Source organism: Streptacidiphilus rugosus AM-16 (assembly GCF_000744655.1).
GTDB lineage: Bacteria > Actinomycetota > Actinomycetes > Streptomycetales > Streptomycetaceae > Streptacidiphilus > Streptacidiphilus rugosus.
Map to the genome: position 1 here is coordinate 2503257 of NZ_JQMJ01000004.1, position 19725 is coordinate 2522981.

Sequence of the window (19725 nt, forward strand, 5' to 3'; positions counted from 1 at the left end):
GACCTCGAAGACCGAGAAGACCTCGAACCGTCAGCCCGAGAGCCGCAGGAGAGCCGGTGACCCCCGCGAACCAGTCGTCCCCCGCCAGGTCGACCCGTCAGCGCACCGCCGTCGCCTCGCTGCTCGCGGAGGTGGACGACTTCCGCAGCGCGCAGGAGCTGCACGACCTGCTCAAGCACCGGGGCGACTCGGTGGGCCTGACCACGGTCTACCGCACGCTGCAGTCGCTCGCCGACGCGGGTGAGATCGACGTGCTGCGCACCGACGACGGCGAGGCCGTCTACCGACGCTGCAGCAGCGGACACCACCACCACCTGGTCTGCCGCTCCTGCGGCCGGACCGTCGAGGTGGAAGGTCCGGCCGTGGAGCGCTGGGCCGACGGCGTGGCACGCGAGCACGGCTTCGTCGACGTCGCGCACACCCTGGAGATCTTCGGCACCTGCGCCGTCTGCGCGGCCGCCCAGGCGGCCCCGGCGGCGCAGGCCGAGTAACCCGCTCAGCTCTCCTCGGACTCGCCGAGCTGCGCGGGGACCGTCGCCTCGTTCGGCAGCGCCCCGCCGTAGCGGCGGTCGCGCATCGCGAACTCCTCGCACGCCCGCCACAGGTCGCGGCGGTCGAAGTCCGGCCAGAGCACGTCCTGGAACACCATCTCGGCGTAGGCGGACTGCCACAGCAGGAAGTTGGACGTGCGCTGCTCACCGCTCGGGCGGATGAACAGGTCCACGTCCGGCATGTCGCGGTGGTACATGTACTTCGCGAAGGTCTTCTCGTTGACCTTGCCAGGGTCGAGCCTGCCCTCGGCGACGTCCTTGGCGAGCGCCGCCGCCGCGTCGGCGATCTCGGCGCGCCCGCCGTAGTTGACGCACATGTAGAGGGTCATCGCGTCGTTGTCGCGGGTCATCTCCTCCGCGACCTGGAGCTCCTGCACGACGGACTTCCACAGCTTGGGCATGCGGCCGGCCCAGCGGATCCGGATGCCCATGTCGTTCATCTCGTCGCGGCGGCGGTGGATGACGTCACGGTTGAAGTTCATCAGGAAGCGGACCTCGTCGGGCGAGCGCTTCCAGTTCTCGGTCGAGAAGGCGTAGAGCGAGAGGTTCTTCACGCCCAGCTCGATGCAGCCCTTGAGCACGTCGAGGACGACGCCCTCGCCGACCTTGTGGCCCTCCGTGCGCGGCAGCCCCCGCTCCTTCGCCCAGCGGCCGTTGCCGTCCATGACGATGGCGACGTGCTCGGGGACCAGCTCGCCCGGGATCTTGGGCGGCTGCGCGCCGCTCGGGTGCGGGGTGGGCGGGAGGTACTCCCTGCTCCGCCTGCTGCCGAAGAGTCCGCGCCGTGCCGTAGCCATGTGCCTCTGCTTCTTCTCTCGATCAGTGTGCGACGTACTTGAGGGAACGCAGCCCCCGCTCCAGGTGCCACTGGACGTAGGCGGCGACCAGGCCGCTCCCCTCCCGGCGGTGCCGGGGCTCGCAGGCGTCCGCGGTCTCCCAGTCGCCGGACAACAGCGCGCCCAGCAGCTCCAGTGTCTCAGGGGAGGGTACGACACTCCCCGGCACCCGGCAGTCGCTGCACAGGGATCCACCGGTCTGCACCGAGAAGAACCGATTCGGCCCGGGAAGACCGCATTTGGCGCAGGCGTCGAAGGAGGGCGCGTAGCCGTTGACCGCGAGCGAGCGCAGCAGGAAGGCGTCCAGGACCAGATGCGGTTCGTGCTCCGCGCCGGCCAGCGTCCGCAGCGCGCCGATCAGCAGCAGGTACTGCTGGACGGCCGGCTCGCCCTCGTTGTCGGTGAAACGCTCGGCGGTCTCCAGCATCGCCGTGGCGGCGGTGTAGCGGTCGTAGTCGTTCGCCATCCGGCTGCCGTACGGGGCGATCGTCTCGACCTGCGTGCAGAGCGCCAGATGCCGCCCGACCAGCTCGTCGCCCCGGCAGAAGAACTGCACGTCGACGTGGCTGCACGGCTCCAGCCGCGCGCCGAACTTGGACTTCGTCTTGCGCACCCCGCGCGCCACAGCCCTGACCCGGCCGTGCTCCCGGGTGAGGATGGTGATGATCCGATCCGCCTCCCCCAGCTTCTGGGTGCGCAGCACCACGCCGTCATCGCGGATCAGACTCATGCGCCCATTGTCCCCCCTCGGCGAGCCGGGCAGGGACGGCGGGGCAAACGAGCAGCGGGGCAAACGAGCGGCCGGGCGAGCGGACGGCGGACGGCCGCGCTCAGGACCTGGGGGTGCGGGCCGCGGCCGCCAGTGTGGCGTCCGTCTCCTCACGACTCAGCCCCAGGCACTGTCCGACGACGCGCAGCACCGACCGCTCGGCCGGCCGGTAGGGCCCGTCGGCGAGGGCGATCAGCGCGCCCTGGGTCAGCAGCCGGCCGAGCCCCGGGCCCAGCAGGTGCGGCGCGAGCGGTTCGATGGCCGTGTGCAGCTCGACCACGAGCGCGGCCCCGCAGCCGCAGATGTCGGCGTGCGCGCCCTCGGGACTCCCCTGATCGTCCGGCTCGTCCTCGCCCACACCGACCGCGGCGAGCTCGGCCAGCAGCGCGGACGCGTCGAGATCGCCGTAGCCGGCCTCGCGCAGCACGCTCACCGCCGAGTCCCGCACGGCGGGCCCTGCCGACGGACCGCCGCTCGCCGCGAGAACGGCGAGCGCGATGGCGTGGTGCGCGTTGCGCAGCATGGCCAGCAGCTGGCTGGAGGTCGGATGCGCGAGCGCGTCCATCCCGTAGCGGGCCCGGCAGGAGGTGCACTGCAGGGTGGCCGCGGTGCGCCGCAGCGGCAGCAGCGGGATCGCCGCCAGGCGGAGCCAGTTGCGGCCGCGCTGTCTGCGGTAGTTGCGGTCGCCGCCGCAGGCGAGGCAGTAGAACTCCCCAAGCAGCTCGGTGTGCCACCGGGCTGAGACAGCGACCACGTGCGTCACGGCGCGCTCCCGACTGCGTCGGCCGGAGCGGCCCCGTCGCTGCTGCCGGCTGGCAACGATGCTGCCACGCAGATGACGTCGTGTCAGCACCCCCGACGGGCCGTTGCCGTGCGGGACGAGGGAAGCCGCACGGCCCAGGGGCGCGAGGAACTGCGCGACAAGCCACCGGCGTGCGGGTGGTCCTCACTGAACAGGGCCGTCCGCACCGGGTGGTCGCTCGAGCAGTTCCTCGCGCCCCTTACGGGGCTACTACCGCTGCGCGCGGTTGACGGCGGAGACGATGGCCTTGATCGAGGCGCGAACGATGCTCGTGTCGATGCCGACCCCCCAGACGACCTTGCCGTCCACCGCGCACTCCCAGTACGCCGCCGCCTGCGCGGCCGAGCCCTGGCTCAGCGTGTGCTCCGCGTAGTCCAGCACCCGTACGTCCACGTCGATCTGCGCCAGCGCCGCGACGAACGCGTCGGCCGGGCCGTTGCCGGTGCCGCGCAGGGTGACGTCCGCGCCGTCCACCGTCGCGTCGACCGTGATCGTGTCGGTGCCGTCCGCCGTGGAGGACGCCTGGTGCGAACGCAGCTGCACGCGGCCCCAGGGGGCGTCCGGCGTCGGCAGGTACTCGTCCTCGAAGACCGCCCAGATCTGCTTGGGCGTGACCTCGCCGCCCTCCGCGTCCGTCTTGGCCTGGATGGTCCGGGAGAACTCGATCTGCATCCGGCGCGGCAGGTCCAGGTTGTGGTCGTTCTTCAGGACGTAGGAGACGCCGCCCTTGCCCGACTGGCTGTTGACCCGGATGACCGCCTCGTACGAGCGGCCCACGTCCTTCGGGTCGATCGGCAGGTAGGGGACGCCCCAGGTCTGCTCGCCGACGGGGATGCCCGCCGCCTTCGCGTCGGCCTCCAGAGCGTCGAAGCCCTTCTTGATCGCGTCCTGGTGCGAGCCGGAGAACGACGTGTAGACCAGGTCGCCCACGTAGGGGTGGCGCTCCGGGATCGTCATCTGGTTGCAGTACTCCCAGGTGCGCCGGATCTCGTCGATGTTGGACAGGTCGACCTCGGGGTCGACGCCCTGCGAGAACAGGTTCAGCGCGACGTTGACCAGGTCCAGGTTGCCGGTCCGCTCGCCCTGCCCGAACAGGCAGCCCTCGACGCGGTCCGCGCCCGCCATCACGGCCAGCTCGGCCGAGGCCACGCCGGTGCCGCGGTCGTTGTGCGGGTGCGTGGACAGCGCCACGAACTCGCGGCGGGACAGGTTCCGCGACATCCACTCGATCTTGTCGGCGTAGACGTTCGGCGTGGAGCGCTCGACCGTGGTCGGCAGGTTCAGGATGATCTCGCGGCCCTCGCCCGGCTGCCAGACGTCCATGACGGCCTCGCAGACCTCCAGGGCGTAGTCCAGCTCGGTGTCGATGAAGACCTCGGGCGAGTACTGGTAGCCGAAGACGGTGTCCTCGCCCAGGATCTTCTCGGCGTACTCCATCACCAGGCGGGTGCCGTCGACCGCGATCTGCTTGATCTCGTCCTTGGAGGCGTGGAACACCACCCGGCGGAACAGCGGCGCGGTCGCGTTGTACAGGTGGACCGTCGCGCGCGGGGCGCCGCGCAGGGACTCCACGGTGCGCTCGATCAGCTCCTCGCGCGCCTGGGTCAGCACCGAGATGGTGACGTCCTCGGGGATCGCGCCCTCTTCGATGATGGAGCGCACGAAGTCGAAGTCGGTCGCGCCGGAGGAGGGGAAGCCGACCTCGATCTCCTTGTAGCCCAGCTTGACCAGCAGGTCGAACATGGCGCGCTTGCGGGCCGGCGACATCGGGTCGATCAGGGCCTGGTTGCCGTCGCGCAGGTCCGTGGACAGCCAGCGCGGGGCCTTGCTGATGACCTTGCTCGGCCAGGTGCGATCAGGCAGGTCGACGGCGCCGAAGGGTACGTAGCGCTGGAACGGCATGCCCGAAGGCTGTTGGCGCACGCTCGCCGCGGTGATCGGGGTGGGGCGCTCGATGAAGGGCTGCTGGCTCATGGTGGGTATGTCTCCTGCGAGTCGTCGCTCCGAGAGGCGGCCGACGGCTGCGGAAATCATGCGGATTCATGAAACGCACGCAGCACCCACCCCCGCGGCGAGGGAGTCGGCCTCGATTAACTCGGGCCCTCGCCGCGGCAGCTAAGAAGAAGCAGCCCGTAACGCATGATGCTGCCCAGAGTAACCCAACCGTCCGCGAGGACTAAGCGGATCCCACAGGCGTTCCGCTCTGTGAGACGGCCACCGGCTCCGCCCCGGGCGCTGAGAGCCACTTCACAGCCGGGCCTGTCGCGCGCCCAGAGTCAAGACCCTCAGGCCCTCCTCTTTCGTCGCTCCTCGGAGCACACTGATTACTATGCGCATCATGGTCACCCGTACGGGCGGGTTCACCGCGATCGAGGACCGGGCCGTGCTGGACACCGAGGGACGTCCGGACGCCCCCCACATCCATGCCATGGTGCGCGAGGCCCTGGGCGCCTGCGGGCGCAGCCCCTCGCTCGGCGTGGCCGAGGGCTTCCACTACTCGATCACCGTGGACGGACGGCCGACGGGCTACTGCGCGGATCCGCAACTGACCGCGAGCCAGCGCTCGGTGATCGCCCTCGTGCTCAGCCACGCGGGCACCGTCTGACGGCGCGCTGCCCCGGACCAGGCACGGTCCGGGGCAGAACGGGCGTCAGCGCGGGAGAGGCACCTCGAGCGCGACGCTCAACGGCAGGTCCGCAGCACTGCGGCCCGCCCGTACCTGGTGGTCGCCCTCGCGACCGGTCCAGCCCTCCGCGCCCCAACGCTGGAAGGCGCGCAGCGGCAGCCCGATCCGCGCCTCGGCCAGCTCGCCGGGCGCCGCGGTGACCGCCGCGAAGCCGGCCAGCGCACTGCCGGGCGTGGCGGCGTCGGCCCGGTCCGGGCACAGGTACACCTGGACGACCTCGCGCCCGGCCCGCGCGCCGGTGTTGCGCACCCGGACCACGGCCTCGGCCACCGGCGCGTACGGGTCGGCGCCGCCGGTCTCCGGCGTGAGCAGGCGCAGCTCCAGCCCCTCGTAGGACCAGTCGGTGTAGCCCAGCCCGTGCCCGAACCAGTAGGCGGGCGCCGCGCCGTCCCTGCGCTGCCAGGCCCGGTAGCCGACGAACAGGCCCTCGCGGTACTCCAGTCGGCCGTCCGTCGTCTCGACCTCCCAGACCGGCACGTCCGCCTCGGTGGCCGGCCAGGTGGTGGGCAGCCGCCCGCCCGGCTCGACCGCGCCGGTGAGCACGTCGGCCAGGGCCGCGCCCGCCTCCTGGCCGGGGAACCAGGCCAGGAGCACCGCGGCGACGTCGTCGCGCCACGGCATCAGCACCGGCGCGCCCGCGTTGACGACGACCACGGTGCGGGGGTTGACCGCCGCGACCCGCGCCACCAGCTCGTCCTGGCGTCCGGGCAGGGCCAGCGAGGCACGGTCGACGCCCTCGCTCTCGACCTCCTCGGTGGTGCCGACGACCACGACCGCGACGTCGGCGGCGGCCGCCACGGCCACGGCCTCGTCGAGCAGTTCGTCCGCCGTGCCGGTGGGCTCCCCGTGCCCGAGGACGAAGGACACCAGGCCGAATCCGGCGAAGCCGCTGTTCTCGGGAAGCACGTGGCGCAGCTTCAGCGCCACCGTCCGCGCCCCGTCGAGCTCCAGCTCGAAGACCTGCTCCGGCGGGTTGAGGAAGGCCGCGGCGGGATCGGTGCCCACGGGCACCACGACGTCGTCGAAGAGGACCGCGCCGTCCGCCTCCAGCACGAACCTGCCCACGCCGCGGATGCCGACGCGGTGCAGGCCCTCGCTCCGGGCGGCGAGGACGCCGGTGAGCTCGACCTCGGCCAGGTCGGCGAAGGAGATGCCGGCGGGCAGCTGCCCGATCCAGCGCGCGGTGCCGTCGGGCAGCGCGACGCGGCCCAGCTCGGAGCCGTCACGGCCGAGGAAGCGCGCCTCGGTCCTGGCGGCCAGCGGACGCAGATCGACGTTCGGGTCCGCGCCGACGGCGAAGCCGATCGCGGTCTCCTGCGGCAGTGCGGTCCGCAGGCCCTCCAGCGGGGCGATCACGCGGGTCGGGAAGACCTGCGCCGACCCGCCGCCGCCGATCCGCGCCTCGACGGCGGCCGCGCCGATCAGTGCGACCGAGCCCAGGGAGTCGGAGAGGGGCAGCACGCCGTCGTTGGAGACGAGCGTCATGCCGGCGGCCGCGACCTCGCGCGCCAACGCCTCGCCGTCGATCGCCGCCGGCAGCTCCTCGGCCGGCACGGCGGCCGGGGCGTCGGCCAGCAGGCCGACGCGGGCGGCCAGCCGCAGCACCCGGCGGGCCAGCTCGTCGACGGTCTCCTCGGGCACCAGCCCTTCGCGGACGGCCTTGACCAGGTGCTCGCCGTAGACCGTGACCGGGCCCGGCATGGCGATGTCCAGCCCGGCCAGCGCGTCGCGGACGGTGTCGCGGGCGCCGGTCCAGTCCGAGACCAGGATCCCGTCGAAGCCCCACTCCTCGCGCAGCACGCCGTTGTTGAGCTCCTGGTTCGCGCTCATGCTGACGCCGTTGACCTGGTTGTAGGAGGCCATCAGGCCCCACGGCGTGGCCTTGCGCACGATCGCCTCGAAGGGCGCCAGGTAGAGCTCACGCAGGGTCCGCTCGTCGACCCTGACGTCGACGGTGTAGCGCTCGGTCTCCGAGTCGTTGGCGACCCAGTGCTTCGGCGTGGTCGCGACACCGCCGGACTGGACGCCGGAGACGAAGGCCGCGCCGATCTCGCCGGAGAGCAGCGGGTCCTCGGAGTAGGCCTCGAAGTGGCGGCCGCCGCGCGGGCTGCGGTGCAGGTTGACGGTCGGGGCGAGCACCACGTGCGCGCCCTTGCGGCGGGCCTCCTGGGCCAGCAACTGCCCGGTGCGGTGGGCCAGCTCCCGGCTCCAGGCGGCGGCCAGCGCGGTGGGCGAGGGCACGGAGACGGACGGGTCGTCCGCCGTCCAGTGCTCGCCGCGCACTCCGGCCGGTCCGTCCGACATCACCAGCCGTCCGAGGCCGATCTCCTGGTTCGCGGGCAGCGACCACATGTCCGCTCCGGCGAGCAGGGCCACCTTCGCGGCCAGGTCGAGCTTGCCGAGCGCCGCCTCGACGGCGGTCTCCCGCTGCTGATCGGGTGTCATCTCTCCAACGTCCTTTCCACTCCCCCGCCTGATTGCCGAATGTGCGTCAGTTCCGGTGCCGGGCCGGGCGGATCAGATCCAGCCGTCGAGCGAGGCCATGAAGCCGGCGAAGTCGTCCCGATGGATCGTGTGCCCCGCGCCTTCGACGGTACGCACCTCGAAGCCCCGCCCACGGAGCGTCTCCTTGTCCTCCGCCGAGAGCAGGAAGCTCGGGTCCGCCACCTGCACCAGCGACGGCACGACGGGCTTCTGCGGCAGCACGGCCGCCTCGGTCAGCGAGGACAGCGCCAGCGCGGTGGCGCCGTCCCAGACGGCGAGGGTCTCCAGCTCGACCTGGACGTCCTCCTCGGCCCAGCGCGGGTTCGTCGCCGCGATCGACTCGCGCGTGGCGTGGGCCGCGAACTCGACGAACATGGCCGGGTCGAAGCCCTGCTCGGGCTGGACGAGGCGCCAGGCCGGGTCGGAGAAGACGGCCCGCTCCGGCTTCAGCCGGTCCACGGCCAGCGAGAGCGTCAGACCGCCCAGCGAGTGGCCGATGGCGAGGGCCGCCCCACCGGGAAGCGTCTCGACCAGGTCGTCCGCGTAGTTCTCCGGGGTGTACTCGCCGCGCCCCGAGGCGCCGTGGCCGCGCTGGTCGACGGCGATGACGCGGTAGCCGCGCTCGGCGAGCGCCGGGCCGACCAGCCGCCAGGTGCGCGAGTCGGACATGATCCCGTGGACCAGCAGGGCGACCTTGTCGCCGCTGCCCCACTCGCGGGTGTTGAGCCTCATGTGCTGTGCCTTTCAGGCTTCCCGGATTTCTACCGGACGGAACGGATCGGCCGGACGGCCAGCGCGCCGAGCACGCTGAGCAGACCGCCGAGCAGGAAGAGGAGGTCGTAGCCGGCCAGGCCGACCACGACGGAGGCGATGAAGGGCGCCACGATCTGCGGCCCGGCGTTGGCGATGTTCAGCACGCCCATGTCGCGGGCGGCGTCCTCGGCCCTGGGCAGCACCAGGGTGACCAGGGCGGTGTCGACGGCCATGAAGCAGCCGAAGGCGAGACCGTTGACCACGGAGAAGACCAGCATTCCGGCGAAGGTGGGCGCCACCACGGGAATCAGCGCGCAGGCGCCGGAGGCCGCGGCCGACAGGCCGACGAAGCGCTTGCGGGCGTCCATCCGGTCCGAGAGCGGGCCGCAGACCGCGATCGAGACGACCATGGCGAGGCTGGAGACCGGCGTCAGCACGGCGGCGGCCGCGGTGGCGCTCATCCCGTGCGGCAGCGCGATGTGGTCCTGGAGGACGTAGAGCTGGTAGCCGCTGATCGCGAAGTAGCCCAGCACCAGCAGGGCCCGGCCGATGAAGGCCCAGCGGAAGTCGTGGGTCCGCAGGCTGTCCGCGAAGACCCGCGCCTGCTCGCCGAGGGAGGCGGGCGCCTTGGCGGGCCGGCGCTGCTCCTTGCCGATCCCGGAGACCAGCAGCGCGGCGACGGCGACGAGGACGCCGAGGACCAGGTAGCCGGTGCGGAAGCCGCCGGAGAAGCCGTTGCCGACGAGGACGCCGATCACGCTGCCGATCGGCAGGCCGAGGCCGACGGCGGCGGAGGCGGTGCCGCGCTTCGCCTCGGGGACGCGGTCGGGGACGATCGAGGTGATCGCGGCCTGGTAGACGTTCATGACGGCCTGGCCCAGACACCAGGCGAGGGCGACCAGCAGGATCGAGTTCACCGCGCCCAGCAGCACCATGGCGGGCACCGCGAGCAGGCCGCCGGCCAGGATCCAGGGATTGCGGCGGCCGGACCGGTCCGACAGCGCGCCGGCGACCGGGTTGAAGACGGCGGCGAAGATCGCGCTGATCCCGGACACCAGGCCCAGCATGGCGACCTTGTCGTGCGGCGCGATGTGCTCGACCTGGAGCGGCAGCAGGATGGCCCCGACGCCGACATAGAGCGCGTACATGGCCGCGTTGCCGGTGAACAGCAGCGGCAGCAGGCCTCTGGACGCCTGCGCGGGCGCCGCAGGGGCAGCGGGCGGAGCGGGGACCGGGGCGGGGACCGGGGTGGGGACCGGGGCGGGGGTCGATTCGGAAAGGGCCACGTCGCCCTCCTGTTTCGTGAGGTGGCGCTGAAGTAGGTGGGAGCGCCCCGGCGGGTGAGGGGACCCGCAGGGGCCGGGGTCTCGCAACCCCGCGCCGCTACTCGTGCTGGTGTATGGTGACACGTGTCATGATGACTCGTGTAACCACATGTTTAGCACCCGTTCCACCGACGCACCAGCCCCCGCTTCTGGAAAGATGTGGAGGGCAATGACTCAGCCATCACCCACGGCAGCCTCCGCCGCGCCCACCAGCAGCGCAGCCACCGGCAGCGCTCCCACCAGCGCCGATGTCGCGCGCCTGGCCGGCGTCTCGCGCGCCACGGTCTCCTATGTGCTCAACGACACCGTCGGCGGGCGCGTCAGCGAGCAGACCAGGCTCCGGGTCCGCGCCGCCGCCGACGAGCTCGGCTATGTCCCGCACGCCGCCGCCCGCTCGCTGCGGGCGGGCCACTCCGGCCTGGTGCTGCTGGCGACGCCCGAGATCACCTTCGGACCGCTCTTCAACGAGTTCTTCACCGAGCTCCGGGCCGGCCTGCGCGACCACGGCTACACCGCCGTCCTCTACGGCAACCGCTCCGACCTCGGCGAACGCGACATCGCCCGGGCCTGGGCGGAGCTGCGGCCCACGGCCGTGCTGGCCGGGGCCGGCGACGAGCTGACCCCCGAAGGCGTCGAGATCCTCAAGCGCTCCGGCACCCGGGCCGTGCTGACACTCGGCGCCCGTCCGATCCCCGGCGCGCACGCGCTGGTGCTGGACCAGCGAGAGATCGGCGTGAGCGCCGGCACGCACCTGCTGGCGGGCGGCCACGAGGCGATCGGCGTGCTGATGCCCACGGACCGGACCCTGCTCCCGTTCACCGAGCCGCGCCTGGCGGGCGTCCGCGCGGCGGCGGCCGCCTCGGTGAACCCCGGGCGTGTACGCGTGGAGCCGCTGCCGCTGGACTACACCGAGGAGGCCGCCGCCGCCCTCGCGGCCCGCTGGCGGTCGCTCGGGCTCACGGCGCTCTACGGCTACAACGACGAGTACGCGGCCCTGGTCCTGGCCGCCTTCCAGGACGCGGGCATCGCCGTCCCCGCCGAGGCGGCGGTCGTCGGCTCCGACGACACCATGCTGGCCAGGGTGCTGCGCCCGCGGCTCACCTCGGTCCAGGTAGCACTGCCGACCGGGCAGGTGCTCGCAGATCTGATCGACCGTCTGATCCGCGAGCCCGACAGCCCGGTGGAGACGCACCAGCTCGGCAGCAGCCGCATCGTCCCCCGCGACAGCGGCTGAGCCCGCCTCCCGCCCGGGTCAGAACCCGAGCTTGCGCAGCTGCTTGGGGTCGCGCTGCCAGTCCTTGGCGACCTTGACGTGCAGGTCGAGGTAGACGGGCGTGCCGAGCAGGGCCTCGATCTGCTTGCGGGCGACGGTGCCGACGTGCTTGAGGCGGGAGCCCTTGGCACCGATGACGATCGCCTTCTGGCTCTGCCGCTCGATGTAGACGTTGGCGTGGATGTCGAGCAGCGGCCGGTCGGCCGGGCGGCCCTCGCGCGGCAGCATCTCCTCGACGACGACGGCCAGCGAGTGCGGCAGCTCGTCGCGGACGCCCTCCAGCGCGGCCTCGCGGATCAGCTCGGCGATCATGATCTGCTCGGGCTCGTCGGTGAGGTCGCCCTCGGGGTAGAGCTGCGGGCCCTCGGGCAGCAGCGGCACCAGCAGGTCCACCAGCAGGTCGACCTGCTTGCCCTCCTTGGCGGAGACCGGAATGATCTCGGCCCACTCGATCCCCAGCTCCGCGCCCATCTTGGCGACGTCGAGCAGTTGCTCGGCCAGGCGCTTGGAGTCGACCAGGTCGGTCTTGGTGACGATCGCGACCTTCGGGCGGCGCTTGATCCCGGCGATCTCCTTGGCGATGAACTTGTCGCCGGGGCCGATCTTCTGGTCGGCGGGCAGGCAGAAGCCGATGACGTCCACCTCGGCCCAGGTCGTGCGCACGACGTCGTTGAGCCGCTCGCCGAGGAGCGTGCGGGGCTTGTGGAGACCGGGCGTGTCGACGAGCACGAGCTGTGCCTCGGGGCGGTGCACGATGCCGCGCACGGTGTGCCGCGTGGTCTGCGGACGGTCGGAGGTGATCGCAACCTTGGTGCCGACGAGCGCGTTGGTGAGCGTGGACTTGCCGGCGTTGGGGCGCCCGACGAAACAGGCGAAACCCGAGCGGTGCTGCTGGGCGGGGCGGGAACTCATGCCGCCATTCTCCCTTACCCGGGGAGCGCGCGAGGTCAGAGCCAGCGCTGTGGGTCGCCGAGATCGATGTCGATCGGGAACGGCAGGTCGAGGGTCAGCCGACCGCGGTGGATCCCCGCGGGCTGGTAGGCGCCGGTGGCCACGTCGCGTTCGTAGACGTAGACCGCGAGCTCGCCCTTCTCGTTCTCGACCCGCCAGTAGTGCCGGACGCCCGCACCCGCGTACTTGCGCGGCTTCACCTCGCGGTCGCGCTCCACCGAGTCCGGGGAGACAACCTCCACAGCGAGGAGGACGTCCTTCGGCTGGTAGTCGGACTGCTGATCATCGATGACGGCAGCTCTGGGCACGACCATGAGATCCGGCTCCGGCCGGTCACGCTTGCCCAGCGTGACGGTCATTTCCCCGATGACAGCGAGATCCACGGGTCGTGTTGCGAGCAGGCCGCACTGCAGCAAATTGATCGCGTAGTTGTGGAAGTTTCGCTGCGGACTCCTGAAGACGAGGTTCCCGTCGAGAAGCTCCGTGTGCGGAGGCAGGTCGGGGAGCCGGTCGAGGTCGGCCGAGGTCCAGCCACCCGGTGGCGGTACAGGCCACGTCGGGGTGTTCGTCGGTGCGACGGTCCTCGTTGCTCCCATGGGCGAGATCCTCGTCGTCCTGACCAGCGTACCCAGAGGCTTTCGCTGATCACTCACCCGAACGTGGGAGCGCCCAGCCGACGCACGCGCCGCGCGGTTACTTCCCGCGCTTGAAGAGCGACCCCAGGCCACCGATGACGGTGAACAGCGCCACGATGATGGAGGCGGCCAGCCAGCCCGGGTTCTGGTCCTGCTGCCAGTGGCCCATGCCCATGAGCACGAACAGCACGCCCGCGATGAACGCGATGCCCTTCATCCCCCACCCCCGCCCCACGGCGCCTCACCGACGGGCACCGCCCCGACGATAGCGGTCACGGGGCGGTTGGCAAGACGGCCGACGGGTCAGTCCAGGACGACCGTCTGGCGGACGACCGCGTCGGTGCCGGCCAGGAAAACGGAGGTGCCGGCGCCGCCCAGGTCACGGGCCGCGTCGAGGTCCGCGTCCACCAGGTGGTTGGCGTCGCCGACCACCGCGGCCGCCTCCAGGCCCTTGGCGCCGCTGGCGACGGCCATGGCGACGGCCGTCTGCAGGGCGCTGAGGTGGAGGGACGGCAGGGACACCGTGCCGGCGACGTAGGTGCGACCGGTCTCGTCCCGCACCGCCGCGCCCTCGGCGACGCCGTTGCGCGCGCGGACCGAACGGGCCAAGGTGATGATCTTCTGGTCTTCCGCGTCAAGCTCGACGGACTGCTGCTCGCTCATGGCAAGAGAATACGGTCTCCTGAGCCCACGTGATCAGATAGCTTCGCCGCCATGACTGATCCTCGTATCGGCGTGATGTTCGACCGCTCCTGGGACCCGGCCGGGTTGCCCGCCTTCGCGCGGGAGACGGAGCGGCTCGGGGCGGACGACCTCTGGGTGGTCGAGGACCTGGGCTGGAACGGCGGGATCTCGGCCGCGGCGGTCGCCCTCGGGGCGACCGAACGGCTCCGGGTGGGTCTCGGCATCGCGCCCGCGCCGCTGCGCAGTCCGGCGCTGCTGGCGATGGAGGTCGCCACTCTGGCGCGGGTCCACCCCGGGCGCTTCGTGGCCGGGATCGGGCACGGGGTGCGGGAGTGGATGCAGCAGCTCGGCGTCGCGCCGCGTTCGCCGCTGGCGCTCCTGGAGGAGACCTTGACCGCAGTGCGGGCGCTGCTGCGCGGCGAGGAGGTGAGTCTGGACGGGCGCGAGCTGCGCCTGGACGGCGTGCGGCTGGTGCACCCGCCCGCGCCGGAGGCGGTGCCGCCGGTGATCGCGGGCGTGGTCTCGCCGAAATCGCTGGAGCTGGCCGGACGCGCGGCACAGGGCACCCTCGTCGCCGAGGGCCACGGCCCGGACGACCTGCGGAACGTCCGCGCGGCGGCGGAGCGCGGCGGCGCGGCCTCCGACCACGCGCTCACCGTCTTCGCCTTCCTCGGCGTCGGCGAGGCCGCAGCGCCCGCACTGCGCGAGGCCGTCGCCGGCCACGCCGACTGGCTCGGCCGGTGCCACAAGGACACCTTCTCCGTCTCCGGCTCCGCCGCCGAGGCCTCGGCGTCCGTCGACGCGCTGGCCGCGGCCGGGGCGGGGACCGTCGTCCTGCGTCCGTGCGGCCCCGACCCGCTCGCGCAGGTCGAGGCCGTCCTCTCGGCCAGGCGGGCCGGCTAGGCGGTGGCCTCCCGCTCCAGCCGGGCGATCGCCAGTCGGGCCAGCAGGGCCGCGCCGTCCGCGAGCACGGAGTCGTCGAAGAAGGCCTCAGGGGAGTGGTTGTAGGCGGCGGTGGTGTGGTCCCGGTCGGGCGGGCAGGCGCCGAGGAAGAAGTAGGCGGAGGGCACCTGCTCGCAGACGTAGGAGAAGTCCTCCGCACCGGTGAGCGGCTGCTCCATCGGGCGGAACCGGTCCTCGCCCAGCAGCTCGCGGACGGTCCGTGCGGCGAACTCCGCCTCCGTCGCGTCGTTGACCGTCACCGGGTAGAGCCGCTCGTAGCGGGCGTCGACCTCCAGACCGTGCGCGGCGGCGACTCCGTGGACGACCCGCAGCGTCTCCTCCTCGGCGCGCGCCCGCGCCTCGGGCGAGAAGGTGCGGACGGTCGCCTCGAAGCAGGCGTCGTCGGGGATCACGTTGTTGATGGTGCCGCCGTGCAGGTGGCCCACCGTCAGCACGACCGGGTCGAAGGCGTCGAAGCGGCGGGTCACCATCGTCTGCAGCGCCGTCACCGCCTCGCAGAGCGCGGGGATCGGATCGAGCGCGGCGTGCGGCGCGGAGCCGTGGCCGCCGCGTCCGCGCATGGTGACGTAGAGGGTGTCCGCCGCCGCCATCGCCGCGCCCGGACGGCCGGAGACCACGCCGCCGGGCAGCAGTCCGGCCACGACGTGCAGTCCGTACGCCGCGACCACCTGCGCACCCGCGGCGTCCAGCAGGCCCTCGTCCAGCATGATCTTCGCGCCGCCGCGGCCCTCCTCGCCGGGCTGGAACATGAAGACGACCGACCCGGCCAGCTCCTCCCGCCGCTCCGCCAGCAGCTTCGCCGCGCCGACCAGACCCGCCACATGCAGGTCGTGCCCACAGGCGTGCATCGCCCCGTCGATGCCCGACGCGAACGGCAACCCGCTCGTCTCCTGCACCGGCAACGCGTCCATGTCGCCACGCAACAGCACCGCAGGACCGGGCCGCCCACCCCGCAACACAGCGACGACACTGCTCAGCTTCTCCCCCAGCGCCACCTCGAGACCCAGACCGTCCAGCGCCGCCACCACCCGCGCCTGCGTCAACGGCAGATCCAGACCGATCTCCGGCTCCCGGTGCAGCTCTCGTCGCAGGGCGGCCAGCTCCGGCCGGAGCAGCGCGGCGGATTCCAGCAGCGTGGGTGTGGTCATGGACGGTCCTCCCCGACGTGTTGATCACACTGGTTGCTCCGAGGCTAGCCGCCCGGAGGCCGCCGCGGCAGAGGCCCCGCGCAGCGCCAGCGCCACCGGCACCCCGAGCGCGCAGAGCAGCGCGCAGGCCGCCCAGATCGCGACATAGGCTCCCTGGCTCGACACGCCGGGACGCAGCAGCAGCGTGTCCAGCACGGCCGCCCCGCCCGCGCCCGCCGCCGCGCCGGCCAGCGTCTTGAGGGTGTTGTAGACGCCCGTGCCGATGCCGGTCTGGTCGGCGGGCAGACGGCGCATCAACAGGCCGGGCAGCAGGCTGAGTCCGAGGCCCGCGCCGAAGCCGGCGAAGGCGCTGGGCGCGACGAAGGCGGCGGCGCTGCCGTGGTTCAGCGCGATCACCGCATAGCCGACCGCGCTCAGCGCGAAGCCGCAGGCCAGCACGGCGCGCGCGCCGAAACGGCGTCCGAGCCGGTCGGCGACCAGCGCGCCCGTCAGCGCGCCGAGCACCGCGGGGAGCGAGAGCAGTCCGAGAAGCTGCGAGTCCGCGCCGAGGCCGTAACCGGTCTTCACGGGGTCGGCCGCCTGGAAGGACAGGGTCGGCGACTGGGCGCCGTAGAGGGCGCAGCCGAGCAGGAAGCTGAGCCCGAAGACCGGCGCCGTCGCCCGCCGGGCGAGCATCCGCACGTCCACGGTCGGGGCGGGAACGCGCAGCTGCCTGCGGACGAAGAGGACCAGCAGCGCCGCCGCGCCCAGCAGCAGACCCCCCGTCAGCAGCACTCCGGTCGACTTGCCGACACTGCTGAAGCTGCCGAAGAGCAGCCCGAGCCCGACGAAGAGCAGCAGCGCGCCGAGCCAGTCCATCCGCCCGACGGCGCGGGTCGCCGACTCCGGCACCCACAGCAGCACGACGACCAGCGACACGGCGGGAAGCGCCGCCATCACCCAGAGACCCGGACGGGTGACCGCGCCGACGATCGTGCCCAGCGTGAGCGAGCCGACCAGCAGCCCGACGGCGCGGCCTCCGCGCTCCTCGCCGAGCCGGTCGCGCAGCAGCGCGAACTCCAGCGGCAGCCAGCAGCTGAGCAGGCCCGCGAGCGCCTGCCCGACCAGCAGCAGCGCCAGGCCGGTGGCGGCGGCGGAGAGCACGTAGCCGACGCAGGTCAGCGCCAGAGTCGCCAGCAGCAGCCTGCGATGGCCGAAGAGGTCGCCGAGCCGGGAGCTGAGCGGCACCGTCACCCCCGCGACCAGGAAGTTCACCCCGAGCACCAGGGCTTGGTCGCCGGCGCCGAAGCCGAGGGACCTGGCCAGGTCGGGCAGCAGGATCGGGAAGGCGCCCTGGAGCGCCCCGCTGAAGAACTCCACCAGCACGAGCAGCCCGATGAGTGGTGCGCGGGAAAGGCGAGGCATGGGCACATCCGGATGTCGGCGCGCGAAGCGGCGCGGGGCGTCGGGTGGGCGAAAGGATGGCTAATCTGGGTGGCCCGGAGCCGCCGCCGCACGAATCGGCAGCCGGCTGCCCCCGCGCGCAAGGATCAGCCATTCCGCCATGATCGACGAACTCGACCTCTCCCTCGTCGACGCGCTGCGCGTCGACCCGCGGGCGTCCTGGTCCCGGCTGGCCGGACCGCTCGGCGTCGATCCCGCCACCCTGTCCCGGCGCTGGGCCCGGCTCTCCGGCGACGGAGACGCCTGGGTGACCTGCTACCCCTCGGCCGAGCGGATGGGGATCGGGCTGACCGCCCTGGTCCTGGTCGAGTGTCGGGCCGACTCCGTCCCCTCGGTCGCGGCGACGCTGGCCGAGGACCCGCAGACCCCGACGGTCGAGGTGATCAGCGGCGAGGCGGACCTGATGCTGACGGTCGCCGCGCTGGAGCCCGAGCAGATCACCGGCTACGTGCTGGACCGGGTCGGCCGGGTGCCCGGCGTGCTGCGCACCCGCACCGCCTTCGTGGAGCGCACCCTGCGCGAGGGCAGTCGTTGGCGCGAGGGCGCGCTGGACCCGGCGCAGCGCGAGGCGATCGGCGGCGCCGGTGCCACCGTGCAGGCGGCACCGGCGGAGCAGGCCCTGCGGGCCACCCTGGCCCGGCGCGCGCTCGCCGACCGCACACTGATGCAGGCGCTGGGCGCGGACGGCCGGATGTCCTTCGCCGGACTCGCCGAACGCACCGGCCTGCCCGCCACCACCGTGCGCCGCAGGCTCGGCGAGCTGCGCGAGTCCGGACGTCTGGTGCTGCGCTGCGACGCGAGCCCGCGGCTCGGCGGGCACGTGGTCGGCACGATGCTCTGGCTGGACGTCCCGGCGCGTGAGCTGGACGCCGCGACGGGCTGGCTGGGCGAGCTGCCCGCCACCAGGATGTGCGGCCTGGTGGCGGGCTCGACGGCGAACGTGGCCGCCTATGTGATGACCCACCAGGTCGGGGACGCCCGGCGGATCGAGGCCGCAATGGCGCAGCGCTTCCCCGCCGCCCGGGTGGTGGGGCGTCAGGTCACGCTGCGCACGGTGAAACTGGTCGGCCGGCTGCTCGACCCTGACGGCCGCGCGAACGGCTACGTCCCGATCGACCCCTGGCAGACCGGCCAGGCCTGAACCGCTCAGCCCCGCGCGAGCCGCCCCAGCGCCAGCCCGGCCAGCAGCGCCGCGCCGTCGGCCACGACCGCGTCGTCGAACGCCGCCTCGGGGGCGTGGTTGTAGGGCGCGGTGAACGGATCGCGGTCCGCCGGGCAGGCGCCGAGCATCACGTACGCCGAGGGCACCAGCGCGCCGACCACGCCGAAGTCCTCCGAGCCCGCGACCGCGTGCGGCATCTCGACATAACGCCCCTCCCCCAGCACCTCCGCGACCGTGCGGGCGGCGAACGCCGCCTCGGCGTGGTCGTTGACGGTGACCGGGTACCCGCTCTCCAGCTCCGCCTCGACGGTGAGCCCGTGCGCCGCCCCGACGCCGTGCACGACGCGCAGCGTCTCCTCCGCGACGCGGGCGCGCGCCTCCTCGGAGAAGGACCGGATGGTGGCGGCGAAGCTCGCCGTCTCCGGGATGACGTTCTCCACGGTGCCCGCGTGGAAGGTGCCGACCGTCAGCACGACCGGGTCGAAGGCGTCGAAGCGGCGGGTCACCATCGTCTGCAGGGCGAGCACCGCCTCGCAGGCCGCCGGCACCGGGTCGAGGGCGATGTGCGGGCTGGAACCGTGGCCGCCGCGCCCCCGCAGGGTCACCCGCAGGGTGTCCGAGGCGGCCATGATCGGGCCGGGGCGCCCGGCGACCCAGCCCTGCGGCAGCAGCGCCGACGCGACGTGCAGGGCGTACGCGGCGACCACACGCTCACCCGCCGCGTCCAGCACCCCTTCGTCGATCATGATCTGGGCGCCGCCGGAGCCCTCCTCGCCGGGCTGGAACATGAAGACGACCGACCCGGCCAGCTCCTCCCGCCGCTCCGCCAGCAGCTTCGCCGCGCCGACCAGACCCGCCACATGCAGGTCGTGCCCACAGGCGTGCATCGCCCCGTCGATGCCCGACGCGAACGGCAACCCGCTCGTCTCCTGCACCGGCAACGCGTCCATGTCGCCACGCAACAGCACCGCAGGACCGGGCCGCCCACCCCGCAACACAGCGACGACACTGCTCAGCTTCTCCCCCAGCGCCACCTCGAGACCCAGACCGTCCAGCGCCGCCACCACCCGCGCCTGCGTCAACGGCAGATCCAGACCGATCTCCGGCTCCCGGTGCAGCTCTCGTCGCAGGGCGGCCAGCTCCGGCCGGAGCAGCGCGGCGGACTCGGCAAGGGTGGGCGACATCGGCGTCTCCTCAGGGGACCAGGGATGGTGCCCCATCGTCGGACGCCGGACGGGCGCTGTCGCGCCGACGCACGGA

General features: G+C 72.9%; 19 protein-coding genes. 5 read left to right on the forward strand and 14 right to left on the reverse strand.

Annotation, left to right across the window (positions count from 1 at the left end):
- The first annotated feature begins 56 nt into the window (after positions 1–56).
- Positions 57–491 carry a Fur family transcriptional regulator gene (locus BS83_RS20460; RefSeq protein WP_037605117.1) on the forward strand — a complete coding sequence of 145 codons (435 nt, stop codon included), beginning with the start codon at positions 57–59 and terminating at the stop codon, positions 489–491.
- Between the two features lie 5 nt (positions 492–496).
- Here the strand turns inward: BS83_RS20460 and BS83_RS20465 are convergent, their stop codons facing one another.
- The 4 genes from BS83_RS20465 to leuA form a co-directional block, all read right to left on the reverse strand.
- A complete protein-coding gene (locus tag BS83_RS20465; RefSeq protein WP_037605118.1) occupies positions 497–1348 on the reverse strand; it encodes an isoprenyl transferase in 852 nt (283 codons plus the stop codon).
- Between the two features lie 22 nt (positions 1349–1370).
- The gene (recO, locus tag BS83_RS20470) at positions 1371–2117 is read right to left on the reverse strand and encodes a DNA repair protein RecO (RefSeq protein WP_037605119.1); all 747 of its coding nucleotides are present in this window, start codon (positions 2115–2117) and stop codon (positions 1371–1373) included.
- Between the two features lie 100 nt (positions 2118–2217).
- A complete protein-coding gene (locus tag BS83_RS20475; RefSeq protein WP_037605120.1) occupies positions 2218–2919 on the reverse strand; it encodes a hypothetical protein in 702 nt (233 codons plus the stop codon).
- Positions 2920–3168: 249 nt separating this feature from the next.
- On the reverse strand, positions 3169–4932 hold the full coding sequence (leuA, locus tag BS83_RS20480) for a 2-isopropylmalate synthase (RefSeq protein WP_037605121.1): 1764 nt from the start codon (positions 4930–4932) through the stop codon (positions 3169–3171).
- A 364-nt stretch (positions 4933–5296) separates the two neighbouring features.
- On the opposite strand from leuA, the gene BS83_RS20485 reads away from it, so the two are divergent.
- Positions 5297–5563 (forward strand): protealysin inhibitor emfourin, encoded by a 267-nt coding sequence (locus BS83_RS20485; protein WP_408641021.1) that lies wholly within the window; start codon positions 5297–5299, stop codon positions 5561–5563.
- A gap of 45 nt (positions 5564–5608) precedes the next feature.
- Here the strand turns inward: BS83_RS20485 and BS83_RS20490 are convergent, their stop codons facing one another.
- The 3 genes from BS83_RS20490 to BS83_RS20500 form a co-directional block, all read right to left on the reverse strand.
- Positions 5609–8089, reverse strand: a complete 2481-nt coding sequence (locus BS83_RS20490) for a beta-glucosidase family protein (protein WP_037605123.1) — start codon at positions 8087–8089, stop codon at positions 5609–5611.
- A gap of 72 nt (positions 8090–8161) precedes the next feature.
- Positions 8162–8860 carry an alpha/beta fold hydrolase gene (locus BS83_RS20495; RefSeq protein WP_037605124.1) on the reverse strand — a complete coding sequence of 233 codons (699 nt, stop codon included), beginning with the start codon at positions 8858–8860 and terminating at the stop codon, positions 8162–8164.
- Between the two features lie 29 nt (positions 8861–8889).
- Positions 8890–10167: an MFS transporter gene (locus BS83_RS20500; RefSeq protein WP_037605125.1), complete on the reverse strand. Its 1278-nt coding sequence runs from the start codon at positions 10165–10167 to the stop codon at positions 8890–8892.
- Positions 10168–10375: 208 nt separating this feature from the next.
- On the opposite strand from BS83_RS20500, the gene BS83_RS20505 reads away from it, so the two are divergent.
- The gene (locus BS83_RS20505) at positions 10376–11440 is read left to right on the forward strand and encodes a LacI family DNA-binding transcriptional regulator (protein WP_037605126.1); all 1065 of its coding nucleotides are present in this window, start codon (positions 10376–10378) and stop codon (positions 11438–11440) included.
- 18 nt (positions 11441–11458) lie between these two features.
- Here BS83_RS20505 and era read toward each other — a convergent pair whose 3' ends face one another.
- The 4 genes from era to BS83_RS20520 all read right to left on the reverse strand — a co-directional run bounded on the left by era (position 11459) and on the right by BS83_RS20520 (position 13728).
- The gene (gene era, locus BS83_RS20510) at positions 11459–12391 is read right to left on the reverse strand and encodes a GTPase Era (RefSeq protein ID WP_037605128.1); all 933 of its coding nucleotides are present in this window, start codon (positions 12389–12391) and stop codon (positions 11459–11461) included.
- Between the two features lie 35 nt (positions 12392–12426).
- A complete protein-coding gene (locus BS83_RS20515) occupies positions 12427–13026 on the reverse strand; it encodes a Uma2 family endonuclease (protein WP_037605129.1) in 600 nt (199 codons plus the stop codon).
- 97 nt (positions 13027–13123) lie between these two features.
- Complete coding sequence (locus tag BS83_RS45570) at positions 13124–13282, reverse strand: hypothetical protein (RefSeq protein WP_157597258.1); 159 nt, start codon at positions 13280–13282, stop codon at positions 13124–13126.
- 86 nt (positions 13283–13368) lie between these two features.
- Positions 13369–13728: a hypothetical protein gene (locus BS83_RS20520; protein WP_037605130.1), complete on the reverse strand. Its 360-nt coding sequence runs from the start codon at positions 13726–13728 to the stop codon at positions 13369–13371.
- 51 nt (positions 13729–13779) lie between these two features.
- Between BS83_RS20520 and BS83_RS20525 the strand changes: the two genes are divergently transcribed.
- Positions 13780–14652: an LLM class flavin-dependent oxidoreductase gene (locus tag BS83_RS20525; RefSeq protein WP_037605131.1), complete on the forward strand. Its 873-nt coding sequence runs from the start codon at positions 13780–13782 to the stop codon at positions 14650–14652.
- Here the strand turns inward: BS83_RS20525 and BS83_RS20530 are convergent.
- Positions 14649–15860 carry a M20 metallopeptidase family protein gene (locus BS83_RS20530; RefSeq protein WP_037605132.1) on the reverse strand — a complete coding sequence of 404 codons (1212 nt, stop codon included), beginning with the start codon at positions 15858–15860 and terminating at the stop codon, positions 14649–14651. The genes BS83_RS20525 and BS83_RS20530 overlap by 4 nt on opposite strands.
- 24 nt (positions 15861–15884) lie before the next feature.
- Complete coding sequence (locus BS83_RS20535) at positions 15885–17264, reverse strand: MFS transporter (protein ID WP_051943456.1); 1380 nt, start codon at positions 17262–17264, stop codon at positions 15885–15887.
- A gap of 139 nt (positions 17265–17403) precedes the next feature.
- Here BS83_RS20535 and BS83_RS20540 point away from each other — a divergent pair, with 139 nt between their 5' ends.
- Positions 17404–18444 (forward strand): Lrp/AsnC family transcriptional regulator, encoded by a 1041-nt coding sequence (locus BS83_RS20540; protein WP_037605133.1) that lies wholly within the window; start codon positions 17404–17406, stop codon positions 18442–18444.
- Positions 18445–18449: 5 nt separating this feature from the next.
- On the opposite strand, the gene BS83_RS20545 is transcribed toward BS83_RS20540, so the two are convergent.
- Positions 18450–19649, reverse strand: a complete 1200-nt coding sequence (locus tag BS83_RS20545) for a M20 metallopeptidase family protein (RefSeq protein ID WP_051943458.1) — start codon at positions 19647–19649, stop codon at positions 18450–18452.
- Positions 19650–19725: the final 76 nt, after the last annotated feature.